Genomic DNA, 22,797 nt, shown 5'->3' on the forward strand with positions numbered 1-22,797 from the left:
CACTATTATTTACCTTCAAATAATAGTTCCTCTAATTCGTTTAACTTTTCTTCAAATACTTGTAGTGCCTCTTTAACAGGCTCTGGTGATACCATATCTACTCCTGCTTTTTTCAGTACTTCAATTGGATAATCAGAGCTTCCAGCTTTTAAGAATTCGTTAATATAACGCTCTACAGCTGGTTTTCCTTCTTCTAAAATTTGTTTTGATAAAGCTGTTGCTGCACTGAATCCTGTTGCGTATTGATATACGTAATAGTTGTAATAGAAATGCGGAATACGAGACCATTCTAAACCAATTTCTTTATCGATGACTAAAGCATCGCCAAAGTATTTTTTATTTAAATCATAGTAAATTTCCGTTAACATATCTGGTGTTACTGCATGACCTTCTTGAACCTTTTTATGAATGATATGTTCAAATTCCGCAAACATCGTTTGACGGAATACTGTTCCGCGGAATCCTTCTAAATAATGATTTAATAAATATAAACGTTCTTTCTTATCTTCTGTCGTTTTTAATAAGTAATCATTTAAAATTGCTTCGTTACAAGTTGAGGCAACTTCCGCAACGAATATGGAATAGTCACCATATACATGTGGTTGTGTTTTTCTTGTATAGTAGCTATGCACAGAATGACCGAATTCATGTGCAAGTGTAAATAAATTGTTTACATTATCATGCCAGTTCATTAAAACATACGGATTTGTTCCATACGCACCAGATGAATATGCACCGCTCCGTTTTCCTTTGTTTTCATACACGTCTACCCAGCGGTTTTCATATGCTTCTTTCAAAATTCCAACGTATTCATCACCAAGGACATGTAATGATTTTAATAAAATTTCTTGTGCTTCTTCATATTTCACATTCATTTTCACTTCTGGCACAAGCGGTGTATATAAGTCGTACATATGCAGCTCATCAAGTCCTAATGCACGTTTACGAATATCAATATAACGGTGTAATAAATGTAAGTTATCATTTACTGTCTCAACAAGTTGATCATATACTGTTTCAGGAATGTTATTATTACTTAACGCAGCTTGACGTGCAGAATCATATTTACGAACACGCGCATTGAAATTATTACGTTTCACCGCACCACTAAGTGTGCTTGCAAATGTATTTTTATATTTTCCATACGTTTCGAAAACAGCATGGAACGCATCATGACGAACACGACGATCATCGCTTTCTAGAAACTGAATATAACGGCCGTGTGTTACTTCTACTTCTTCACCATTCTCATCTTTAATAGATGGGAATTTTAAGTCCGCATTATTAAGCATACCAAATGTACTACTTGATGCACTCATTACTTCAGACGCCTCTGCTAATAATGCTTCTTCAGCTTCTGATAGTACGTGTGGACGCTGGCGTGTAATTTCTTCTAATGCATGTTCATATACGCTTAATTCTTTATTTTCTTGTAAGAATGATTGTAACTTTTCTTCTGAAATTGTTAAAATTTCAGGAACGATATAAGCCATGCTACTGGACGCTTGAGAATATAAGTTTGTTGCCCGATCATTCAGCGCTTGATAAACAGAATTTGTTGTATCTTGATCATAACGCATATGAGCATATGTATATAATTTTCCTAATCGCATTGAGACTTCATCTTCATATTGTAAAGCTTCTAATAATGAATCAGCAGAATTACCAAGTTTCCCTTTAAATTCAGCTAACTTTGGTAGTAACTCTTTCACTGCTTGAAATTCTTTTTCCCATTCTTCATCCGTTTGGAAAATGTCTTCCAATCTCCATGTGTTAATTTCTTCAATCTCACTGCGGTCTGGCAATGTTTTTGCTGTTTTTGGATCAGACATAAAATAAACCCTCCTTATTAATCTCTACATAGTACAATTCGATTATTCTTATGTAATTCCTTCAGGATACCCTTTTATTATATCCGCTTTTCCTTTTCCCATGTTGTACTTTGTTTCAAACAAAGATAGTGCATGTGACAAACAAATCGCATCGTATTCTTTTATTTCTCCTTCTGTTTTTAGCATCGTAAACTGCCTCATTTTCCGGTACTTATACATACCCACTTTTTCAATCATCCCTACTTTACATAAAAACGTTACATATTCTACGATTGCTAATCTCCATACATTTTGCGGAAAATACGGTAACGTGCGCTTCTGAATACTACGCCTTTTATTTACATAGGAAAAAACAGCATGTAATGAAAAATAATCTCCAATTTGAAATTTGCCAATGAAGTCTATACAAAGAAAAGCCTGCCATACAAATGGATGTGTTTGAAATGCAAATGCATTTGGAAGAGGAACACCAATTTCAGATGGAAAACAAGAAGGAGAAAGATGATATTGATATAAGAGGTGTAAAAGTGATTTATGACTATAATTCCATAGCGGGAGGACATTCGTTCGAAAGTAGTTCTTTTTATTTTGCCATTCCCGCTCCAACCGTTCCTTCGTAAAAGATATTGGTAAAAAGAGGTTTTCAAGGGTAGTCGTACGCATTTTGAAATGAATAGTATGTGAAAAATAAACATTCGAAGAAAATGGGGTAAGAAGCTCACATTTCATAAATGATTTTTCATGTGGACAAAAAAAGAGAAGTGAAGGCTGAGGATAAGATTGTATGCAGAGAAAGTGAAAAGAGGATAATGAGATCCAATAAGCAGAGTGCCTTTTCATTTGATTTCCACCTAATATCCAAATGATTTGTATCCCTATTTTCCAATATGAACGAGTTCGTTTTAATAACTGTTCAGTGGATAAAGAGGCACATTGATATTCAATTGCCATCTGTCTCCCGTTCATTTCAATAAAGAGGTCGGGCCTTTGCCGAATCGCCGGGAGGTAATGTTCCATTTCTACATGGAATCCTTGCGACCTGAGCCATCTATACAGTTGTTCCTTTCCATGCATATGGTAAGCTGATTCATGTTCGAATGAAACAGGGCACTGATTTGTTTTTCTATGGGCAAAGTGCCATCTCTTTTGCTTTCCTAACTTGAGCTGCACCTCTTGCCTGCAGATTGGACAAAAAAATCGTTCTTTCTTTCGCATTGCAAGCAGCTTCTTTTCATCTCGGCTTTCAAGAAGGTGAATTTTCTCACCGTTTTCTTTCCTTGCGACAAACATAATACCACATCCTTTCTATACTGCTTTGTATTCTACAATTTACTACAAATTCCTTTCTCAACAAAAAGAGGATGTCCTTGTAAGAACATCCCCTTCTCATAATAAAGGTGATAATAAACGATATGCCGATTCCACAATCCGCTTATGAAGACGACGCTTATGAAAGCGTTCCACATGAATTTCACTTGATACCTCTAAATCCTCTTTAAAATCCTTAACAAGCTTTCGAATACTATTTGTATCATATAAAAAGGCATTTACCTCAAAATTCAAATGAAAGCTTCTCATATCCATATTCGCTGTCCCAATCGATGCTAAATCAGAATCAACAATTACAATCTTACTGTGCAAGAAACCTTTTTCATATTCGTATACTTTTACCCCTGCATCTAATAACTCCGGGAAATAAGACCTTGATGCATAAAAGACAGTTCGTTTATCCGGTTTACTTGGCATCAATAATCGGACATCAATGCCAGCAAGAGCTGCCACTTTTAACGCCGATAAAATATCATCGTCCGGAATAAAATAAGGTGTAGCAATCCAAATGGACTTCCTTGCTGAAGCAATCATTGCAAAATAAAGATGCTTAATTGTCTCCCATTTATTATCCGGTCCGCCGGCAACAAGTTGTACGCCGCCCCAATGATCTCCATCTACCGCTTTCGCCTGTAAATATTCAGGTGCTAGTACAGCTTCACCCGTCATATAAAACCAATCTTGCAAAAATATGAGCTGCAGACTTTGAACCGCCTCACCGCGTAAATATAAGTGAGTATCTCGCCAAAATCCAAAATATTTATTTTTCCCTAAATATTCATCACCAATATTTAGTCCGCCTACAAAGCCTTCATTTCCATCGATGACAACAATTTTTCGGTGATTTCGATAATTAATTTTATCGTTCAAAATCGGAAAACGTACTGGAAAGAAAGGAATCATCTCTACACCAGCAACATTTAGTTCATCAATATATGCGTTTGACAATTTAAAACTTCCAACAGCATCATATAAAAAACGTACGGTAACGCCTTCCTGCGCCTTCTGAATTAAAATCTCTTTAATTTTTGTGCCAAGCTTATCATCACGTACAATATAATATTCCATATGAATATGATGCTTCGCTTTTTGCAATCCCTCTAAAATCGCTTGAAACGTTTCATCACCATTCGTTAACACCTTTGTTTCTGTCTGAAATGAAATATTTAAAGCACCAAGCCGATCTGCTAGACGAAATAGAAGTTCTTGATGTTTATGATTCTGTAAAATGCGTTCTTGATAATCTTCATGTCCTTTGTACTGTAAGAAAGCTTGTTCATCCAAAAGAGCCTTCTTTTGAAACATTCGTTTTCTGCGAAAGTTTTGTCCAAACAATAAATACGCAAAAAAACCAAATACAGGGAAAATACCGAGCACAATTAACCATGTCAACGTTTTAGATGGATGCCTGTTTTCCAAGAAAATAACACAGCCGATTAAAAATGCAGAAACAGTAAATAGAATACTTATAATTCCTAAAAACGAAATATTTTTTATGCCTATAACATCCGAATAAAATGCTACATCAATAAACATTCTTAACGAAACAAACACTGCGAATAAACCTAGAAAAAAGAAAAGTAACTTTAACGTGTTTTTCATTTCTTCCCCCCTTACTTACAAAATATTTTTATTATTAGCATACCCAGCATATAAAAAGCCGATTTCATAATATTGAAATCGGCCTACGTCTTAGAAGGAAAATGACTGCGAATTGTCTCAAGTGCATGTTCTTTAACAACTTGTTTGCCGTACTCACTCACACGGTGAACCGTTAAAGTAGATTCTTCCCCATATTCTAAAATAATACTTAAAATACGATCAATTTCTTCTTCATCGTGTAGCACTTCATCGAATTCAACATATACATAATAGCGGTCTTCAAACGAATATAATTCATCTTTTATATCTTCAAATATAAGACGATGACTTAACGAAATGACGTCTTCAAAATCATCAAATTTAATTAAAAAGCCAAATGTTCCATCTTCGTTAAAGTTTGTTCCCGCCTCTATCTCTTCCTCTAACTCTTGTTGAAATAGCGATTCAATCCGCTCATCTAGAGGAATATCAATGATTTTATCTAGACCTATTGGTAATTCTAATTTTTGTCCATCTTTTGAAAGCTGTGCTTTCGTTACAAGTACTTCAATGCCTTTATCAAGCGCCTGTACTTGAATCCATAGCGGTCCGTCAATAAAGAAATCATCATGATCACGAGCTTCATCCATCATTTCCCAAAATAATTGTTCGCTTCGTTCACGATTGTACCAAATTTCTTCGCGATTAAACCCTCTATCTTCTATATCAACGTACGTAATAAAAAATTTCATCGTATGATCGTTAATTCTTTCAATGTCCAAAATCCAACTCTCCCTTCCTATTTGGAATTGTTATGAAGGGATTCCCCACTCATATGACAAATCAATAGATCCTTGTACTTTCATTTTATGATAAGATTCTCCAGAATGGAAATAAAATCGTTTTATTTTATAAAAACAGTCATTCACCTAGATTATTCTACACTATTGAACTACCCCTACCTACCTCTAGGCGAGCTTGAGGTGGGGGATTCTACTGTTTCTGCCCTAACCAAAACACTGCCTCTCGATAAACCATAATTCCTTACCCTTATTTATTCCATTATGTACACTTACTATATGAACTTCATCCTTCCTCATTCATAAAAAATTGGACATACAATTACACCTATCGCCGTACACTGGTAATAAAGCCGGTCAAGCTTTTTCGTTGCATACATATATCTACACCTGTACTGCTTATTAAAACAGAATAAATGGAGGCAGAATAATGGAGTTAGATTTTTTGACATCTATACTAATGATTATCGGTATCGATGTTGTATTAGGCGGTGACAATGCAATTGTAATCGCACTTGCAAGCCGAAATTTACCCGAATCTAAACGGAATAAAGCTATTTTTATTGGTACTGGCCTAGCAATTGTACTACGAATCCTCCTCACAGTACTCGCCGTCTACTTACTCGATATTCCTTACTTGCAGCTTATTGGCGGCATCTTACTCACACTTATTGCCGTAAATTTACTTACCGATAATAGCAATGACCTTTCTTCTATACAAGGGAAAACGACATTATTTCAAGCAATTCGTACAATTGTATTCGCCGATCTCGTTATGGGTTTTGACAATGTCCTTGCGATTGCTGGCGCAGCTCATGGAAATTTTACACTCGTAATTATCGGATTATTAATTTCCATTCCCATTATCATTTGGGGAAGCAAGCTCATCTTACTATTTATGGAGCGGTTTCCTTTTCTCATTTATTGCGGAGGAGCAGTTCTTGCTTACACAGCTGGAAGAATGATCACCCATGAAACAAAGCTTGCACACTTTTTCCAGCATAACCCTACCTTTACAACAAGTATACCCTTCCTCTTTATTTTCACAGTATTAACTATCGGATTTATTGTTCAACATATAAAATTACGGAATATAAACAATTGATATATGTAAAACAAATAAAATTATGCGAAAACCTCCTACTGTAAGGTAGAAGGTTTTCGCATACAAAATTTTATAATTAATTTACAAGACGCTGTGCCTCACGTAACTGAAATGTTCTTACTGTGCGTGGTAAGAAACGACGAATTTCATCTTCGTTATAACCTACTTGAAGACGTTTTTCATCAATCATAATAGGACGGCGTAAAATGCCTGGATAGTCACGAATCATCTTATATAAATCTTGAAGTGGTAAAGATTCTAAGTTAACGTTTAACTCTTGGAAAACTTTCGAACGAGTTGAAATAATCTCATCCGTTCCGCTTTCTGTCATGCGTAAAATTTCTTTAATTTCCTCAATCGTTAATGGATCTGAGAAAATATTACGTTCTGTATAAGGAATATGATTTTCCTCTAGCCATAATTTCGCCTTTCTACAAGACGTACAACTTGGAGAACTATATAGTGTTACCATACAAGACTCACTCTCCTTAAAGAGTACAAATTCTGTACTAATTACAGTTTGAATTTCTATTTCTCAGCAATTCTTCACTACGACTTGTCTTACAGCCAAATAAAAAATTGCCTTACATGTAAACAACAACTTATGAGCAAGTAACTCTTATTAAACAACAATTACTTTAAATAAGTAACTTCTATAATCATTATACAATAGATTCAGAAAGAAATATACAGTAAATTTCCTTACTAATGGAAAAAAAACTCATCTTTAACTACACTTAAAACAAGTAAAACTATCATGAATGTTTCATAACACAAGTCCTTCTATTCCATTAATATATAGATCTTTAGCGCCACTTCTTAATATGCTTATAGAAGATTTTTCCTTTCATATAATCCAATCGATCACGTGCTAAAGATAACGTTTTCTTACTCTCTTTTGAATAAAACAGTGGTGAAATGTAAGACATATGAATAGTCTGAGCATCTCATACGAACAGAACGTTTGTTCTTTTCAATTCTATCAAATCTTCTAGCTACTGTCTAGCTTGTTTTAAGTAAAATGATTATTTTCTAACTTTTCTTTCTTTTTAACTTTTTTTCTCATACAATAAAGATACAGACAGGCAAAGGGGGATTCCATATGGTTGCTTTTTTTATTGATTTTGCAATTGTCGCTGCCCTCGTCATTGGAATCACAGCATTGATTGGCGTCATTACAAATGGCATTGGCGAAAAGTTATTTGGTGGGAAAGAAAAAATGAAATTCGTTGATAAAAGTGCAGAAGTACAATCCGGTTGGAAACAAGTTGGTAGCAAAGGGATTTATAAAAAACGTACGTATTAAAAGAAGCAGGAATTCTCCTGCTTCTCTTTTAATTATTTTCCTACAGAAGCCCATTTAAAGCTTAATTCTCCGCCATATTTATGAATGTATAGATCCTTTATTGTTTCTCTTTCTAAAATGGATCTACCACGCTGGAAGACTGGTGCAATCGCCGCATCTTCAAATAAGATTTTCTCAGCCTTTAATAACTCACTCCAACGCCCTTTTACATCTGAACCATCTTGTTTTGCTTTCTCAATAATTTCATCATATTCAGCGTTTGAATAACCCATTTTATTTTGTGATCCATTTGTTACAAACATATCAAGGTATGTAATTGCATCTGGAAAGTCTGGGCCCCATCCAGTAAATGAAATATCAAACTGCGCACTATCTTCTAGTTTTAATTTTTGAGCAAAAGGTTGCATTTTTATTTGTACTGTTAATCCTGGTAAGTTCTTTTCAAGTTCACCTTTTAAATATTCCCCAATTTTTTTCGATTCTTCATTATCAAAGTTTAAAAATTCTAGCTCTACTTTGTCAGATCCTAATTCTTTTTTACCAATTTCCCATAATTTTTTCGCTTCTTTTGTATCTACTTTCGAAAGTTTTCCATTCTCTTTTCTAAAATCCTCTTTATCTGGCCCTTTCACAAAATCTGTTGGCACAAGACCGTACGCCCCCTTGGAACCATTATTTAAAATAATATTTCCGATTCCATCACGATCGTAAGCAATGGAAATAGCTTTACGAATATTTTTATTAGCTAAAGCTGGATTCTTTTGATTAAAACGTAAGAAGAATACCGTTGGATCATTTATTGTTTTAAAATCCTTTTGTTCCTTATATTTATCTACTAATTCTGCAGTTAGTCCAACTCTATCAATCGCTTTTGTATTGTATAAATTCACTGCTGTTCCTGTATCTTTTACAATATTAAAATTTACCTCTTCCAATTTAACTTCTTTTTGATCCCAGTAAGTTGGGTTTTTCTTTAACTGAAAACTCCGCTCATGCTTCCAATCGCTTAATACAAACGGTCCATTATATAAGGTAGTGTTAGCTTCTAAACCAAATTTTTCTCCTTGCTCCTTCACATACTTCTCATTTAAAGGGAAGAACAAAGGATATACTGTCAAATCAAGAAAATATGGAACCGGATTATCTAATTCAACTTCTAATGTGTAATCATCAATTGCTTTTACACCTAATTGATCTGGTGACAATTCTCTCTTATTAATTTTCTCCGCATTTTTCACGTCAAGCATAATATAACCAGATTTAGCGGCTGTATCAGGATTAACTGCTCGTTGCCACGCAAACACAAAATCTTTCGCTGTTACAGGGTCACCATTTGACCATTTTGCATCTTGGCGTAACTTAAATGTATATTTTTTCCCATCTTCTGATTTCTCATATGATTTTGCAATACCTGGTACCAACTTATCCCCTTTACCAAGTCGATATAAGCCTTCCATTGTATTGTTCATAACCTTTGAAGAAACTGCATCCGATGAAAGTGTTGTGTCCATTGTCGGAATTTCAGATATTTCGGTCAAATTTATGACTTGTTTCCCCGTATTTTTTTCCCCTTTTGCGTTCGCTTGCGGCTCATCCTTTTGATAACTACATGCTCCTAAAATCATGCTCACTGCTAATGTCGATGCTACGAAAACTGGTATTTTTTTCTTCATTCTGCTACCCCTCCTAAAAATGTTAACCCTTTCATTTTCGAACAGAAAGAAATATATGTATATTCTAATAATTAATATTATACACACAAATATATTCTTTGTATATTTATTTTTCTATCTTATTAAAATTTTCTGTTAACATTTTATGTTGCTTATTTATCTATCTAAATACTAATTGTAACTATTTTTATAATTATATAAATTATCAAAATATAATTAATTTTATATCCAATAATATCTTTTGTATAATTATTCCCCTTTGCTATACATCATTCTTTCGATAGAATCTGCAGAATTTCTATCATTTTTTTGCATGAATCCTATATAAAGTGAAACTTTAATCAGTGGAGGTTTTCTCCATCCCCCACTGATTATTAGCCCTCACCAATCGGGCTTTTATGGGCAGTTTATCTCTCACCTAACTTCTTTAGAAAAGCGGAAGCGGCTCGCTCAGAATCGCAGGACGTTGGAGCACCCGACAGAGAGGCGCTTTTTGCCTCGTCCGAGGGAGCGAAACGACCGGAGATTCTAGCCGCTAGAGCTGGACAATACTTTCGCCGAATTTTGAGGCGGGAGTCTTACTGCCCACAAATAGCGGGATAAATCGCTGCCCCGAAGAACAAAAGGTGACCTGCTCTCGTTTTCTCTCTTTGTTTTAACTTTGCATGGGGCAGAAAAAGGATCTGACCGCTTCTATGCATGGCCGGATGCTCTCTCCCACCTTAAAAGAAAGGTTTTATTTCGGTTTTTCAATTTGTACTTATGTATGAATATATATATTTGTTAACCAAGTTCCAAAATGAATGCAAGTGTTACTAAAGTGTGTTAAGATACATTTTGTTTAAAAAGGATATCGTAAAGTGGGGGATGATATGACAGAGATTACGTCCAAAAAAGGGCAGGGAGAAAAATTAAATTTATTCTTCTTAACGTGGCCCATCTTTTTAGAAGTTTTTCTTTTTATGTTAATGGGAATTGCTGATACTTTTATGCTAAGTGCACTATCAGATGATGCGGTGTCAGGTGTTGGAGCTGCGAATCAATATCTCCACATTGCAATATTAGTACTAGAGGTAATCGGAAATGGTGCTGCAATTGTTGTATCCCAGTACCTCGGTTCTAAACGATATATGGAAGCATCCAAAATATCAGCACTGGCAGTCACTTTAAACTTAGGAGTCGGGCTCGTTATAAGCGCCGGTTTTCTTTTATTCTCAAAACATATGATGACTGCCATGAATTTACAAGGCGACGTATTAGCTTACGCACAAAATTATTTATCGATTGTCGGGGGAGCGATCTTTCTTCAAGCCATTATAAATTCACTGGCTGCAATTATTCGTGTTCATGGGTTTACAAAACAAGCGATGTTTATTTCATTAGGAATGAATCTTTTTCATATTGCCGGAAATTATATGCTTATTTTCGGAAAGTTTGGCATGCCTGAACTCGGTGTTCAAGGAGCAGCTATTTCCTCTGCTTTCAGTCGACTTATCGCACTCATTGTTTTCTTCTGGTTACTCTATCGCGTCATGGAATATCGCGTAAAATTAAAATACTACTTTACCTTATCAAAAGAATATGTAGGAAAAATCTTAAAAATTGGTATTCCATCGGCTTTTGAGCAAGTTATGTATCAAGCATGTCAAATTGTCTTTTTATATTACGCGACATACTTAGGAGCAGAATCATTAGCTGCAAGACAATACGCAACAAATATTTCAATGTTCACTTACCTATTCGCTATTGCCATTGGAATGGGAACGGCAATCATTGTTGGGCGTTTAGTCGGTGGAAATGAGAAAGACGAAGCATATGTACGTGTGTGGAAAAGTGTAAAGTGGGCCATTGGTGTTACGTTATGTATGGTCATTCTCGTCATAACATTTCGCATTCAATTAATGGAATTATTTACAGATAATCCTCATGTCATCGCTCTAGGAGCAACCGTACTTTTATTAAGCGTTATGTTAGAAACCGGTCGTACGATGAATATTGTCATCATTAATTCACTACGCGCAGCAGGTGATGCAAAATATCCGGTTTTAATTGGAGCATTCTCAATGGTATTAATGAGTTTACCACTCGGATACTTTTTTGTGTTTTATTTAGACATGGGGCTGCCCGGCATTTGGTTGGCCATCGCGATTGATGAATGGACGCGTGCCATCATTATGTTCTTCCGCTGGAGAAGTAGAGCTTGGGAAAATTATGCGCTTGTTAAGCCAGAATCTACAGAGGAGCCGGCGTCTATTCAAGCCTAATGTGAATCATATATGCTACTTTTGTAACACTATAATAATATATATCTATTTTGTTTTTTCAATATACAAGTTGCTGCTATGAAATATTCTCTCCTTTTGTTTTCACTCGGCATGGAGCGAAAACAGGCTCTGACCGCTTCTATGCATGGACGGATTCACTCTTCCACCTAAAAGAAAAGGTTTTCTATCAGTTTTTCAATTTGTATATATAATAGAAAAGAAGCAGCCATAAAGGCCGCTTCTTTTCTATTATTGATAGATTTCTTTATATTTCTTGTATTCTGCTTCAGAACAAAGAACAAAATGTCCCGGACGAATTTCTCGCATAGTAGGTGTTTCATTTCCATATTGATGCTGAGATGGATCATATACAATACGCTTACGATTGCGTTCATAATCTGGATCTGGAAGTGGAATTGCTGATAATAGTGATTTTGTATACGGATGAATTGGATTCTCGTATAACTCATCACTACTTGTTAATTCAACAATTTGCCCACGGTACATAACACCAATACGATCGCTAATGTATTTTACCATCGATAAATCATGGGCAATGAATAAATATGTTAAACCTTTTTCTCTTTGCAGTTGTTTCAATAAGTTAACAACCTGCGCTTGAATGGATACGTCAAGTGCTGAAATTGGTTCATCGGCAATAATAAATTCTGGTTCTACCGCAAGTGCACGAGCAATTCCGATACGTTGACGTTGTCCACCAGAGAACTCATGCGGGAAACGGTTAGCATGCTCTTTATTTAACCCAACTGTGTTTAATAATTCATGCACACGATCCATACGCTCTTTTTTACTTTTTGCTAAACCGTGAATATCAATACCTTCTGCAATAATATCTCCAACTGTCATACGAGGATTTAATGACGCGTATGGATCTTGGAAAATCATTTGCATTTTACGGTTAAATTTCTTTAATTCTGCACGTGATTTTTTACCATGTACGTTTTCACCATCGAACAACACTTCCCCAGCAGTCGCATCGTATAACCTGATAATTGTTCTTCCAGTTGTTGATTTTCCGCAACCAGATTCTCCTACAAGCCCAAATGTCTCACCGCGGTAAATATCAAATGAAATATCGTTGACCGCTTTTACAACACCACCACTCACGTTAAAGTGCTGCTTCACATTTTTTACTTCAATTAATTTTTCACGTTGATTAGTCATGTTGTTCACCTGCCTTCATTTGAAGAATTCGTTTTTGAACGACTTCTGGCGGTTGTACTTCTGGCGCTTGCTCGTGAAGTAACCATGTTGCCGCATAATGTGTATCACTGACTTTAAATAATGGTGGTTCCATTTCAAAGTCAATTTTTAGCGCCTGTGGGTTACGTGGTGCGAACGCATCCCCTTTTGGCGGTTTTAATAAATCTGGAGGCGTTCCAGGAATTGCATATAACTCTTCTTCTGAACCATCTAAACTTGGCATAGATGCGATTAATCCCCATGTATATGGATGTTTTGGATTGTAGAAAATTTCATCAACCGTACCAATCTCAACAACTTTACCAGCATACATAACAGCAACTCTGTCGGCAACGTTTGCCACTACACCTAAATCATGCGTAATGAAAATGATTGCCGCTTCTGTTTTTTGCTGAATGTCCTTCATAAGCTCTAAAATTTGTGCTTGAATTGTAACATCAAGTGCTGTTGTCGGCTCATCGGCAATCAATAACTTCGGATTACAAGCTAGCGCCATCGCAATAACAACACGTTGTCTCATACCACCAGAGAATTGGTGCGGGTATTGTTTTAAACGTGCTTCTGGATTTGGAATTCCAACAAGGTCAAGAAGCTCTAAAGCAACTTTACGAGCATCTGCTTTGCTCATTCCTTGGTGTTTAATAAGACCTTCCATAATTTGATTACCGATTGTCATCGTTGGGTTTAATGATGTCATCGGATCTTGGAAAATCATTGCAATCTCTTTCCCGCGTACTTGCTGCATTTCTTTTTCCGTTAATTTTGTTAAATCACGACCATCAAATACAATTTCTCCATTTTTAATACGTCCTGGAGGATTAGGGATTAATCCCATTAGCGCTTTTGAAGTAACCGATTTCCCAGAACCAGATTCTCCTACAATCGCTAATGTTTCTCCCTTTTTCAAATCAAATGTAACGCCGCGAACAGCTTGTACTTCACCAGCATGTGTATCAAAGGAGACTTGTAAATCTTTTACCTCTAACAATGTTTTCATCTTCACTTCTCCTTCCTTGTTTACTTACGCATTTTTGGATCTAACGCATCGCGTAATCCATCTGCCATTAAGTTAAATGCTAGAATTAACATACTGATGACAACCGCAGGGATGAACATCATATGTGGATATGTTTGAATTGATTTGTATCCATCATTTACAAGAGAACCAAGAGACGCTAATGGCGGTTGAATACCAAGTCCGATAAAGCTTAAGAACGCTTCGCCGAACACCGCTGAAGGGATTGTGAACATTGTCATAACGATAATTGGTCCCATTACGTTCGGAATTAAATGCTTCACAATTAATTGCGTGTTCGTTGCACCTAATGTACGAGATGCTAATACATATTCTTGGTTTTTCAATTTTAATACTTGTCCACGTACAATCCGTGACATTCCAATCCAACCTGTAATTGCCATCGCAAGTGTAATTGACCAAATACCTGAACCCATAATAATTACCATCAAAATAACGATAATTAAATACGGAATACCATTAATAATTTCCATAATACGCTGCATGATGTTATCCACTCGTCCGCCATAGAACGCTGAAATACCCCCGTATGCAACCCCAATTACTAGGTCAATTGCCGCTGCTAAAAGAGCGATATATAATGATACACGCGTTCCTTCCCATGTTCTTGTCCAAAGGTCACGACCAAGATCATCTGTACCAAACCAGAAGTACTCTTTAATATCACGTTTTTCATATTGATCAACGCCGTATTGATCCGTACCATCAAATGGTAGCCAATGAATGTTTTCTAATACTGGAATTTTCGGCGGCATTTTTGCACGTCCTAAATCTTGATCTTTATAAGAATATTTACTTACCATCGGTCCAAAGATTGCTAAAAGCGTAATAAGGATAAGTAATACAAGACCAAACATTGCTCCTTTATGTTGAAACAAACGTCTTCTTACATCTTGCCAAAACGTTAAGCTCGGACGGGCAATGACTTCATTATCAACATTGCTTCGATTGGCTGGTTGAAATAAATCTGGAGATAATTTTTGTACGTCTTTCATCATTTTTTCCCTCCCGCTAAACGAATACGAGGATCAATAATTCCGTATAAAATATCAACAATGAAAATTACTAAAATAAAGATTGCACTATAGAAAATTGTTGTTCCCATAATAACTGTATAATCATTCAATTGGATCGATTTAACGAATTGTTCCCCAAGTCCAGGTACAGCATAAATTTGCTCAATAACAAGCGTTCCTGTAATTAAGGCTGCAACCATTGGTCCTAAAATTGTAACAACTGGGATCAATGCGTTACGAAGTGCGTGTTTTACAATGATGACACCTTGACTAATCCCTTTTGCTTTTGCTGTTAAAATGTAATCAGCTTGCATAACTTCGATTAACTCTGCACGAGCAAAACGAGCAATCGTTGCGATAACTGCCATCGATAATGCGACGGTAGGCATGACTGTAAATTCAGGGCCTTTCCAGAATGCTACTGGGAACCATCCAAGTTTTACACCTACAAAATATTGTAATAATGCTGCGAATACAAATGATGGTACCGACATCCCGAGTACAGAAATAACGGTTGCTCCGTAATCCACCCATGTATTATTACGAAGTGCTGCGATAATCCCTAAGATTAAACCTATACATGTTCCTAAAAGAATCGCTTGTAAACCAAGCTGCGCTGATGGTCCAATACGATCAATAATCATGTCTGATACTGGACGGTTATCGTACTGGAATGATACTCCTAAATCACCTTTTGCTAAGTTTCCTAAATAGCGTGCATACTGAACTGGTACTGGATCATTTAAACCATATTTTTCTAAAATGATTTCTTTTTGTGCCGGAGATAATTTCTCCTGGTTTTTAAGTGGAGAACCCGGCAGTAATTTCATTAAAAAGAATGTCAGCGTAGTAATTAAAAATAATGTCAAAGCCATGTACACGAAACGCTTTAATGCATAACGTCCCATCGTCAAGCACCTCCCCATTTTTCTCAAAAGCAATAAGATAGTTTGAAATATTCTTACTTTTATTTTTTTAAAATAAGAGTACATGCCCATCATAAGCATATACCCTTGTAAACGATGGAATAAAGTGAAACTTTAATCAGCGGGGGGTTTTCTTCATCCCCCTCTGATTATTAGCCCGCAAATAGCGAGATAAAAATTAGTTTTGCTCAACAGATGCCCATTTAAAGGAGAATCTACCACCATAATTATGTTTGACAATATCTTTTACGGCACCTTTTTGCAAATACGATGTTCCTTTTTGGAAAATTGGTGCAATCACCGTATCTTCTTTAATTAATATTTTTTCAACTTGTAAAAGATTGTCCCAACGAGCTTGTAAATCTTTCGTATCTGTTTTTGCTTTTAAAATTAATTCATCATATTTGAGATTTGAATATCCTGTTTTATTTTGTGTACCATTGGTAACAAACATATCTAAGTATGAAACTGGATCTGGATAGTCTGGACTCCAAATACCAAAGGAAACATCGTATTGCTGTGTATCCTCTAATTTATTTTTTTGAGCGAATGGTTGATGCTTAATCTTGATTGTCACTCCTGGTAAATTCTTTTCGATATCGCCTTTTAAGAATTCACCAATTTTCTTAGAATCTTCGTTATCGAAATTTAATAACTCTAATTCAACCTTATCTGTACCAAGCTCTTTTTTGGCTATTTCCCACAATTTTTTTGCTTCTTTTGCGTTTGTTTCAACAAGCTTTCCACTTTCAGCACGGAAGTCTTTCTTATTAGGTCCTTCAGCAAAATCCTTTCCAACAAATCCATAGGCCGGTATAGCTCCATTATTTAAGATAACTTTAGCAATATTTTTACGATCAAAGGACATCGAAATGGCTTTACGTAAATTTTTATTTGCTAAAAATTTATTTCCTTGATTGAAACGTAGATATGCGACTCCAGCTTCTTTCGTTGCTTTAAATTCTGAACTTGATTTGTACTTGTCTACAAATTCAGATGCTAAACCAACCCGGTCAATTGCATTTGTATCATATAAGTTTATAGATGTTGCTGTGTCCTTAACGATATTAAAGTTGACTTCTTCCAGTTTAACTGTTTTGTTATCCCAATATGATGGATTTTTCTGAAATTGGAAGCTGCTTTCATGTTTCCATTCACTCAGTACAAATGGTCCATTATAAAGTGTTGTATTTGCCTCTAAACCAAATTTATTCCCTTGTGATTGTATGTACTTTTCATTTAATGGATAGAAAACAGGATAAACTGTTAAATCAACAAAGTAAGGAACAGGATTGTCTAATTCTACTTCTAATGTATAATCATCAATTGCTTTTACACCTAATTCAGTAGCTGGTAATTCTTTTTTATGAATTTTTTCTGCATTTTTAATATCAAACATGATATAAGAATATGTAGCACCTGTATCTGGATTCACTGCACGTTTCCAAGAATAAACAAAATCATGTGCTGTTACAGGATCTCCATTTGACCATTTCGCATCTTTTCGTAATTTAAAGATGTATTTCTTGCCATCTTCAAGTTTCTCATAAGATTCCGCTACGCCTGGTGTTGCCTTTTGGTCTTTTCCAACACGGTATAATCCTTCCATTGTGTTGTTTAATACCATTGAAGACGAGGAATCTGATGTCATAGATGCATCCATTGTCGGAATTTCAGACACTTCCGTCAAATTAACAATTTGTTTTCCATTACTACTGCTGTTCTCTTTTTCTTTTGCTTTGGTATCCTCTTTTTGATATCCACAAGCCCCAAGTAACATACTTGCAGTCAATGTCGATGCAAGTAATAGCGACATCTTTTTCTTCATGTTGTACAGCCTCCCCTAATGCACTTCCTGTACCGTCACTTGTCAAAAAGCAGAATTGCAAGAATAATCTCCAAGTTTCTACAATTTTCATTATACATATAATACGACGATTGTGAATATAGTTTTTTGTTTTTTTGTTAAAATTTTTAATAAAATATTTATTTTTTATATTTTCTGTAAAGGGATACCTTAACATTGCTCTTATCATATTGAAATAAAATGCAGAATTGCGTATAATTTTCAAATAATTATTTCTAGTACTCATTATAACTTTTATAGTATAATAATTCTAGTAATATTTTGAAGGAGGGGAAGATTTTGAATAAACTTTATTTCCGCACTTGCATATTAATATTATTGGCATTAATCGCTTCTAGTGTTGGCGCATTCCTATTTCCAGTGCAATATTTGTTGAATTTTGTCAATATTATGTTTTATATTGCGTTATTTTTTATTATTTTAGGCGGTTTTTTATTTCTATTTCAAAGTGGATTTTTCAATATAACGATGTACGCTTTCCAAAAAGTATTTGGAACAAATAAAAAAATAGAATCTTTAATTGAAGAGGAAGAATCCGAAATAGATAAAAAAGAAAGAATATATAAAACGTATTCTTTCGCATGGACATACCCCTTCTGCATTACAGGTGTTCTTTTAGGCCTCATCTCTACAGTCATTAGCTTTACTATTTTGCTGTAGTTTGCAAACGATTTTCCATATGATATAATAATTTGCAAAACATTTTATTATAAAAAGCGCAAATGGCTCTCTTAACTGTTAAAAGTTAAGAATTAGAGCTAGGTTATAATAAATTCATATGTATGCGATGAGAAAGAAGAGTACATATTGCAGCAATTTCAGAGAGCTTGTGGTCGGTGTGAACAAGTAATTGTACAGTATGGAATGGGCTTTTGAGCACCAAACCGAACCGAAAGAAGTAGGCTTTGGCGTTACATCCAGGCGTTATAATGGATAAAAGAGATTTCACTATTTGTGAAATAATTAGGGTGGTACCGCGGTCCATTCGTCCCTATATACATTTGGGATGAATGGGCTTTTTTGTATATATCAAAAAGCGGAAGCGGCTCGCTTAGAATGCGAGGGGGATGGAGCTCCTGACGTAGAGGCGCCTTTTGCCTCGCAGGAGGGCGCGAAGCCACCGAGCATTCTTGCCGCTGGAGCTGGATTACTCAAAAGGCGGAGGCGACTGCTTAGCCCTGGGTGGCTAAGGTTCTTTCACACAGAAGGTGCTTTTTATCTTCTCGTGTGGAAGGTTCTTAGACACGAAGGGCTAGGAGCCGGAGCTGGATTACAACAAAAAGCGGAAGCGGCTCGTATTAACCTACTTCCCCACTCTTCAACAATACATACAAATTTCAAGGAGGAGTTATTTATGTCAGTTATTTTTTCTGGTATTCAACCAAGCGGAACAATTACGCTTGGAAACTATTTAGGAGCAATGAAACAATTTACAGAATTACAAAACGAACATGATTGTTATTTCTGCATTGTAAACCAACATGCAATTACAGTCCCTCAAGATTCTGTACAACTTCGTAAAAACATCCGCAGCCTTGCTGCACTATATGTCGCTTGTGGCATTGACCCTGAAAAATCAACTTTATTTGTGCAATCAGAAGTGCCAGCGCACGCTCAACTAGGATGGATTATGCAATCTATCGCATATGTCGGAGAATTAGAACGTATGACGCAATATAAAGATAAATCATCTGGCAAAGAATCTGTTCCAGCTGGATTACTTACGTATCCACCATTAATGGCAGCTGACATCTTACTTTACAATACTGAGATTGTGCCAGTTGGCGACGATCAAAAACAACATATGGAATTAACTCGTGATTTAGCAGAGCGTTTCAATAAACGTTTCCGTGAAATTTTCACAATTCCAGAGATTCGCATTCCAAAAGTAGGCGCTCGTGTTATGTCATTAACAGAACCTACGAAAAAAATGAGTAAATCTGATCCAAATCCAAAATCAATGATTAGTATGCTTGACGATCCAAAAACAATTGAAAAGAAAATTAAAAGTGCCGTAACTGATTCCGATGGCATTGTAAAATACGACAAAGAAAACAAACCTGGTATTTCCAACTTATTAACAATCTACTCTTCATTCTCAGGCAAAACAATTGAAGAATTAGAAGCTCACTATGAAGAAAAAGGATACGGCGACTTTAAAGGCGACTTAGCTCAAGTAGTCGTAGAAGCAATTCGTCCAATTCAAGAAAAATATAATGAACTCATTAACTCTCCTGAATTAGATGAAATCCTTGACAAAGGTGCTGAAAAAGCAAACCGCGTTGCATTCAAACAACTACGAAAAGTAGAAAACGCAATGGGATTAAGCAGAAAGCGGAGGTAATAACAAAAAGCGGAGGCGCTTTTTGCCTCGCAGGAAGGCGCGAAGCCACCGAGCATTCTTGCCGCTGAAGCTAGATTATATCAAAAAGCGGAAGCGGCTCGTTCAGCTCTGACTGGCTAAGGTTCTTTTGCCTTCTTATGCAGAAGGTTCTTAGACACGAAGAGCTTGCCACTGGAGCTGGATTATATCAAAAAGCTAAAAATAAACTAAATTAAAAAATCCGCCAAATTTGGCGGATTTTTTAATTTACCTTTTGTTCATTTTCCATTTCCCATAGCTTTTCAAAGAATGGTTGCCCTTTTACAAGGCGTTCACATAGCTGTTCATGCTTCTCTGACCAGCCATATTTCGCTTCCTCATAGAGGCGCTCCCATACATCTTCAAATTGCATATGTTGAACAGTCCCATATGCAGATGGATCCCATTCTGTATACCAATAGCGGATTTCAGCTGGATTTTTCGTTGTATGTAGTTGATCTAACGCCATAAAAAGCAATTGTTTTAATTGTCGTTCTTTACGAGTTAAGCCATTCATAATATATGGCGATGGCGATAAAATATGATGTTCTTTTTGTGATTCTTCCATTTGAAACTCATACTTTTCTGCTTTAACATTTTCCACCATCTCATATACCATCTGTTCTTGACGAGGAATAAGCCTACTTTTTCGAATCGGTATATTGTACCCAATTGAATCTACTGCAATAATTCCTTTTCCATCTGTAACAACAAAACAATACTCTTGTTGCAAACGCTCATGATTTTTACGAATATATGCCTTATGATGTACGTCTTCCAATAGTTTTTGCGGAAGTTCCAATAATTCGTTCTCGATGTAATGATATAATGTGGAATCTACTTTTAATAATGGCACTTGATCTAATAATTCGATCGTATCATCCTTCCGCCATTCGTAAAAATGACAAACGTTATACCCATTTTCTTCACCTTCAAACCAATTTACCCATACATCATGTAGATATAACATTTTCTACCCCTCACTTCACTACTGTTTGTACATCTCATTATGTTCATTTTTTGTAGATTTTATTCCATTAAAGGAAATATATTCTACACATATATTCATTTTGTTTTTCCACATATCAATCACGGCCATGATAACAATAACAGACTTCCACTCATTTCCTCCTTCTGTCTTCACACGGCACGGCGAAAAAAGCACTGACCGCTCCTACGCTCGGACGGACGCTCTCTTCCACCTAAAAATTAGGTTTTCTCTCGTTATATATTATTTCTTCACTACTTCTTACTTTCATTTTCATCATGCAAAAAAACTTGGCAGCGCCAAGTTTTTTCTATTCATCACCTATTTCAAATTAAGGATTTTAAGCAGTAAACGCATTCGCTTTATTTAATATACGTATGGCATCCATAGACAATAAAGAAAGGGTATTGTCTTTTTCAAACTCCACACAATCTTTTACAATATGAAATCCGACGCCATATCCAAGCATCTTCGGGTACATTTGCATTCCATTTAGTAAACAATCATGCTCCCTTGTTCCTCTCTTAATATCCTTTTTCTTTTTTACAACCTTTTCCCAATAATGAACCGCTTCCTCTTTTGTATAGTATGATGTCCACGGTGCATAATTCACTTCTGAGTGTCTTTCATACACCGCTTGCTCTGCTAATCCCTCCATAATAATCGTATCAAGTAATGTATAGTCCTTTTCTTTCTTTTCAATTTGGTGTAACCGACATATATGATGATATTCATGCGTAAGTAATGCTTTTAATTCTTTCGCTGTATTTCGTCCGCATACAAACAAAAAAATCACATGACGCATTGTTAAGCCAGCTTTCCCGTTATATTCCGCTTGTACAGTACGATTATATGGATCTGATAATAAAATAAAGACAGGAACATCCGGGCCTTGTAACCAATCCTTAAGTTCTTCATACTCCTTGGCAAGCTCTTTCCAAATCTGCCTTTTCTCTAACTGTCCAATTTCTTTTTCTCCATCTAACACCGGACGGTACATACCTTTAGAAATTAAAAAACGGTACAATCTTTCTTTTGGCAATGGAATGTATTTTGTAAACTTCTCGCAAAGTTTTTCTGGACGTCCATAGTAAAGATGTAACCAATCTGCCGTTTGAATAATCCCCATCTTCACTCCCCCCTTCCTTCTATATGTATGCAACAAAAAGAACGAAAGCGAAGTGATAATGTGGAAATTTATGTTAAATAAAATGATTTTTATGATATGCTTGGATTGTATCCTACAATTTTATGTAAGGGGTTGATTTTATATTAATATATCAGAAAATATAAATGAGATTTCTCAATTATTACTAGTGTTATCTACATTTTGTTTTTACTTGTATTTAAGGAAAATGAAACTAAAAAGAAAACTTTCCGGTTTTGAATTTTCAATGTACATCGTAACGCAACTTGCATACATACTTTGGGGGATTAGCTTCATTTCTAAAATATGGGGCTAAAATAAAGTCATGCTGTTTTACACTT

Annotated in this window: 20 protein-coding genes and 1 other annotated feature; of the genes, 6 read left to right on the top strand and 14 right to left on the bottom strand. The window is 35.7% G+C overall.

What is annotated here, in order from left to right; translation table 11 throughout:
• Positions 1–5: 5 nt before the first annotated feature.
• The 4 genes from pepF to mecA form a co-directional block, all read right to left on the bottom strand.
• Positions 6–1,832: an oligoendopeptidase F gene (gene pepF, locus Y7E_RS0118915; protein WP_017152833.1), complete on the bottom strand. Its 1,827-nt coding sequence runs from the start codon at positions 1,830–1,832 to the stop codon at positions 6–8.
• A gap of 48 nt (positions 1,833–1,880) precedes the next feature.
• Positions 1,881–3,122, bottom strand: coding sequence for a competence protein CoiA (locus tag Y7E_RS0118920; RefSeq protein ID WP_017152834.1), 1,242 nt, complete (start codon positions 3,120–3,122; stop codon positions 1,881–1,883).
• Positions 3,123–3,218: 96 nt separating this feature from the next.
• A complete protein-coding gene (cls, locus tag Y7E_RS0118925) occupies positions 3,219–4,763 on the bottom strand; it encodes a cardiolipin synthase (RefSeq protein ID WP_017152835.1) in 1,545 nt (514 codons plus the stop codon).
• 83 nt (positions 4,764–4,846) lie between these two features.
• On the bottom strand, positions 4,847–5,524 hold the full coding sequence (mecA, locus tag Y7E_RS0118930) for an adaptor protein MecA (RefSeq protein WP_017152836.1): 678 nt from the start codon (positions 5,522–5,524) through the stop codon (positions 4,847–4,849).
• A gap of 448 nt (positions 5,525–5,972) precedes the next feature.
• Between mecA and Y7E_RS0118935 the strand changes: the two genes are divergently transcribed.
• Positions 5,973–6,647 (top strand): TerC family protein, encoded by a 675-nt coding sequence (locus tag Y7E_RS0118935; protein ID WP_017152837.1) that lies wholly within the window; start codon positions 5,973–5,975, stop codon positions 6,645–6,647.
• Positions 6,648–6,723: 76 nt separating this feature from the next.
• Here Y7E_RS0118935 and spx read toward each other — a convergent pair whose 3' ends face one another.
• Both spx and Y7E_RS34795 read right to left on the bottom strand, forming a co-directional pair.
• Entirely contained in the window at positions 6,724–7,119 is a 396-nt protein-coding gene (spx, locus tag Y7E_RS0118940) for a transcriptional regulator Spx (RefSeq protein ID WP_000258267.1), read from the bottom strand.
• Between the two features lie 334 nt (positions 7,120–7,453).
• Positions 7,454–7,576, bottom strand: a complete 123-nt coding sequence (locus Y7E_RS34795) for a hypothetical protein (RefSeq protein ID WP_272942953.1) — start codon at positions 7,574–7,576, stop codon at positions 7,454–7,456.
• A 173-nt stretch (positions 7,577–7,749) separates the two neighbouring features.
• On the opposite strand from Y7E_RS34795, the gene Y7E_RS0118945 reads away from it, so the two are divergent.
• Complete coding sequence (locus Y7E_RS0118945) at positions 7,750–7,953, top strand: hypothetical protein (protein WP_017152838.1); 204 nt, start codon at positions 7,750–7,752, stop codon at positions 7,951–7,953.
• Between the two features lie 32 nt (positions 7,954–7,985).
• On the opposite strand, the gene Y7E_RS0118950 is transcribed toward Y7E_RS0118945, so the two are convergent.
• On the bottom strand, positions 7,986–9,626 hold the full coding sequence (locus Y7E_RS0118950; protein ID WP_017152839.1) for a peptide ABC transporter substrate-binding protein: 1,641 nt from the start codon (positions 9,624–9,626) through the stop codon (positions 7,986–7,988).
• Positions 9,627–10,498: 872 nt separating this feature from the next.
• On the opposite strand from Y7E_RS0118950, the gene Y7E_RS0118955 reads away from it, so the two are divergent.
• Entirely contained in the window at positions 10,499–11,890 is a 1,392-nt protein-coding gene (locus tag Y7E_RS0118955) for an MATE family efflux transporter (RefSeq protein ID WP_017152840.1), read from the top strand.
• A gap of 249 nt (positions 11,891–12,139) precedes the next feature.
• Here the strand turns inward: Y7E_RS0118955 and Y7E_RS0118960 are convergent, their stop codons facing one another.
• From Y7E_RS0118960 to Y7E_RS0118980, 5 genes are all read right to left on the bottom strand, one after another.
• Entirely contained in the window at positions 12,140–13,075 is a 936-nt protein-coding gene (locus Y7E_RS0118960) for an ABC transporter ATP-binding protein (RefSeq protein ID WP_017152841.1), read from the bottom strand.
• The gene (locus Y7E_RS0118965; protein WP_017152842.1) at positions 13,068–14,111 is read right to left on the bottom strand and encodes an ABC transporter ATP-binding protein; all 1,044 of its coding nucleotides are present in this window, start codon (positions 14,109–14,111) and stop codon (positions 13,068–13,070) included. The genes Y7E_RS0118960 and Y7E_RS0118965 overlap by 8 nt, the downstream gene beginning before the upstream one ends.
• A gap of 20 nt (positions 14,112–14,131) precedes the next feature.
• Positions 14,132–15,148, bottom strand: coding sequence for an oligopeptide ABC transporter permease (gene opp3C / locus Y7E_RS0118970; protein ID WP_017152843.1), 1,017 nt, complete (start codon positions 15,146–15,148; stop codon positions 14,132–14,134).
• Entirely contained in the window at positions 15,145–16,074 is a 930-nt protein-coding gene (opp3b, locus tag Y7E_RS0118975; RefSeq protein WP_017152844.1) for an oligopeptide ABC transporter permease, read from the bottom strand. Before opp3b ends, opp3C begins: the two co-directional genes overlap by 4 nt.
• A gap of 196 nt (positions 16,075–16,270) precedes the next feature.
• Positions 16,271–17,920, bottom strand: coding sequence for a peptide ABC transporter substrate-binding protein (locus tag Y7E_RS0118980; protein WP_017152845.1), 1,650 nt, complete (start codon positions 17,918–17,920; stop codon positions 16,271–16,273).
• 318 nt (positions 17,921–18,238) lie between these two features.
• Here Y7E_RS0118980 and Y7E_RS0118985 point away from each other — a divergent pair, with 318 nt between their 5' ends.
• Complete coding sequence (locus Y7E_RS0118985) at positions 18,239–18,619, top strand: DUF3899 domain-containing protein (RefSeq protein WP_017152846.1); 381 nt, start codon at positions 18,239–18,241, stop codon at positions 18,617–18,619.
• Between the two features lie 118 nt (positions 18,620–18,737).
• Positions 18,738–18,955: a binding site (T-box leader), on the top strand.
• A 358-nt stretch (positions 18,956–19,313) separates the two neighbouring features.
• Positions 19,314–20,303, top strand: coding sequence for a tryptophan--tRNA ligase (gene trpS, locus Y7E_RS0118990; protein ID WP_026049268.1), 990 nt, complete (start codon positions 19,314–19,316; stop codon positions 20,301–20,303).
• 241 nt (positions 20,304–20,544) lie between these two features.
• Here the strand turns inward: trpS and Y7E_RS0118995 are convergent, their stop codons facing one another.
• Complete coding sequence (locus Y7E_RS0118995; protein WP_017152848.1) at positions 20,545–21,291, bottom strand: YjbA family protein; 747 nt, start codon at positions 21,289–21,291, stop codon at positions 20,545–20,547.
• Positions 21,292–21,649: 358 nt separating this feature from the next.
• Positions 21,650–22,438, bottom strand: a complete 789-nt coding sequence (locus Y7E_RS0119005; RefSeq protein ID WP_017152850.1) for a DUF2268 domain-containing putative Zn-dependent protease — start codon at positions 22,436–22,438, stop codon at positions 21,650–21,652.
• Between the two features lie 142 nt (positions 22,439–22,580).
• Between Y7E_RS0119005 and Y7E_RS34895 the strand changes: the two genes are divergently transcribed.
• Complete coding sequence (locus tag Y7E_RS34895) at positions 22,581–22,772, top strand: hypothetical protein (protein ID WP_081584669.1); 192 nt, start codon at positions 22,581–22,583, stop codon at positions 22,770–22,772.
• Positions 22,773–22,797: the final 25 nt, after the last annotated feature.

This window comes from Bacillus bingmayongensis, assembly GCF_000299035.1.
GTDB lineage: Bacteria > Bacillota > Bacilli > Bacillales > Bacillaceae_G > Bacillus_A > Bacillus_A bingmayongensis.

What these genes read in the sequence shown, in the direction of transcription:
- Y7E_RS0118980 (WP_017152845.1), bottom strand. Translation starts at nt 17,920, where the DNA reads ATGAAGAAAAAGATGTCGCTATTACTTGCATCGACATTGACTGCAAGT.
- Y7E_RS0118965 (WP_017152842.1), bottom strand. Translation starts at nt 14,111, where the DNA reads ATGAAAACATTGTTAGAGGTAAAAGATTTACAAGTCTCCTTTGATACA.
- opp3b (WP_017152844.1), bottom strand. Translation starts at nt 16,074, where the DNA reads ATGGGACGTTATGCATTAAAGCGTTTCGTGTACATGGCTTTGACATTA.
- opp3C (WP_017152843.1), bottom strand. Translation starts at nt 15,148, where the DNA reads ATGATGAAAGACGTACAAAAATTATCTCCAGATTTATTTCAACCAGCC.
- Y7E_RS0118935 (WP_017152837.1), top strand. Translation starts at nt 5,973, where the DNA reads ATGGAGTTAGATTTTTTGACATCTATACTAATGATTATCGGTATCGAT.
- Y7E_RS0118950 (WP_017152839.1), bottom strand. Translation starts at nt 9,626, where the DNA reads ATGAAGAAAAAAATACCAGTTTTCGTAGCATCGACATTAGCAGTGAGC.
- Y7E_RS0118920 (WP_017152834.1), bottom strand. Translation starts at nt 3,122, where the DNA reads ATGTTTGTCGCAAGGAAAGAAAACGGTGAGAAAATTCACCTTCTTGAA.
- Y7E_RS0118945 (WP_017152838.1), top strand. Translation starts at nt 7,750, where the DNA reads ATGGTTGCTTTTTTTATTGATTTTGCAATTGTCGCTGCCCTCGTCATT.
- Y7E_RS0119005 (WP_017152850.1), bottom strand. Translation starts at nt 22,438, where the DNA reads ATGGGGATTATTCAAACGGCAGATTGGTTACATCTTTACTATGGACGT.
- cls (WP_017152835.1), bottom strand. Translation starts at nt 4,763, where the DNA reads ATGAAAAACACGTTAAAGTTACTTTTCTTTTTTCTAGGTTTATTCGCA.
- Y7E_RS0118995 (WP_017152848.1), bottom strand. Translation starts at nt 21,291, where the DNA reads ATGTTATATCTACATGATGTATGGGTAAATTGGTTTGAAGGTGAAGAA.
- Y7E_RS0118960 (WP_017152841.1), bottom strand. Translation starts at nt 13,075, where the DNA reads ATGACTAATCAACGTGAAAAATTAATTGAAGTAAAAAATGTGAAGCAG.
- trpS (WP_026049268.1), top strand. Translation starts at nt 19,314, where the DNA reads ATGTCAGTTATTTTTTCTGGTATTCAACCAAGCGGAACAATTACGCTT.
- Y7E_RS0118955 (WP_017152840.1), top strand. Translation starts at nt 10,499, where the DNA reads ATGACAGAGATTACGTCCAAAAAAGGGCAGGGAGAAAAATTAAATTTA.
- Y7E_RS34795 (WP_272942953.1), bottom strand. Translation starts at nt 7,576, where the DNA reads ATGTCTTACATTTCACCACTGTTTTATTCAAAAGAGAGTAAGAAAACG.
- spx (WP_000258267.1), bottom strand. Translation starts at nt 7,119, where the DNA reads ATGGTAACACTATATAGTTCTCCAAGTTGTACGTCTTGTAGAAAGGCG.
- pepF (WP_017152833.1), bottom strand. Translation starts at nt 1,832, where the DNA reads ATGTCTGATCCAAAAACAGCAAAAACATTGCCAGACCGCAGTGAGATT.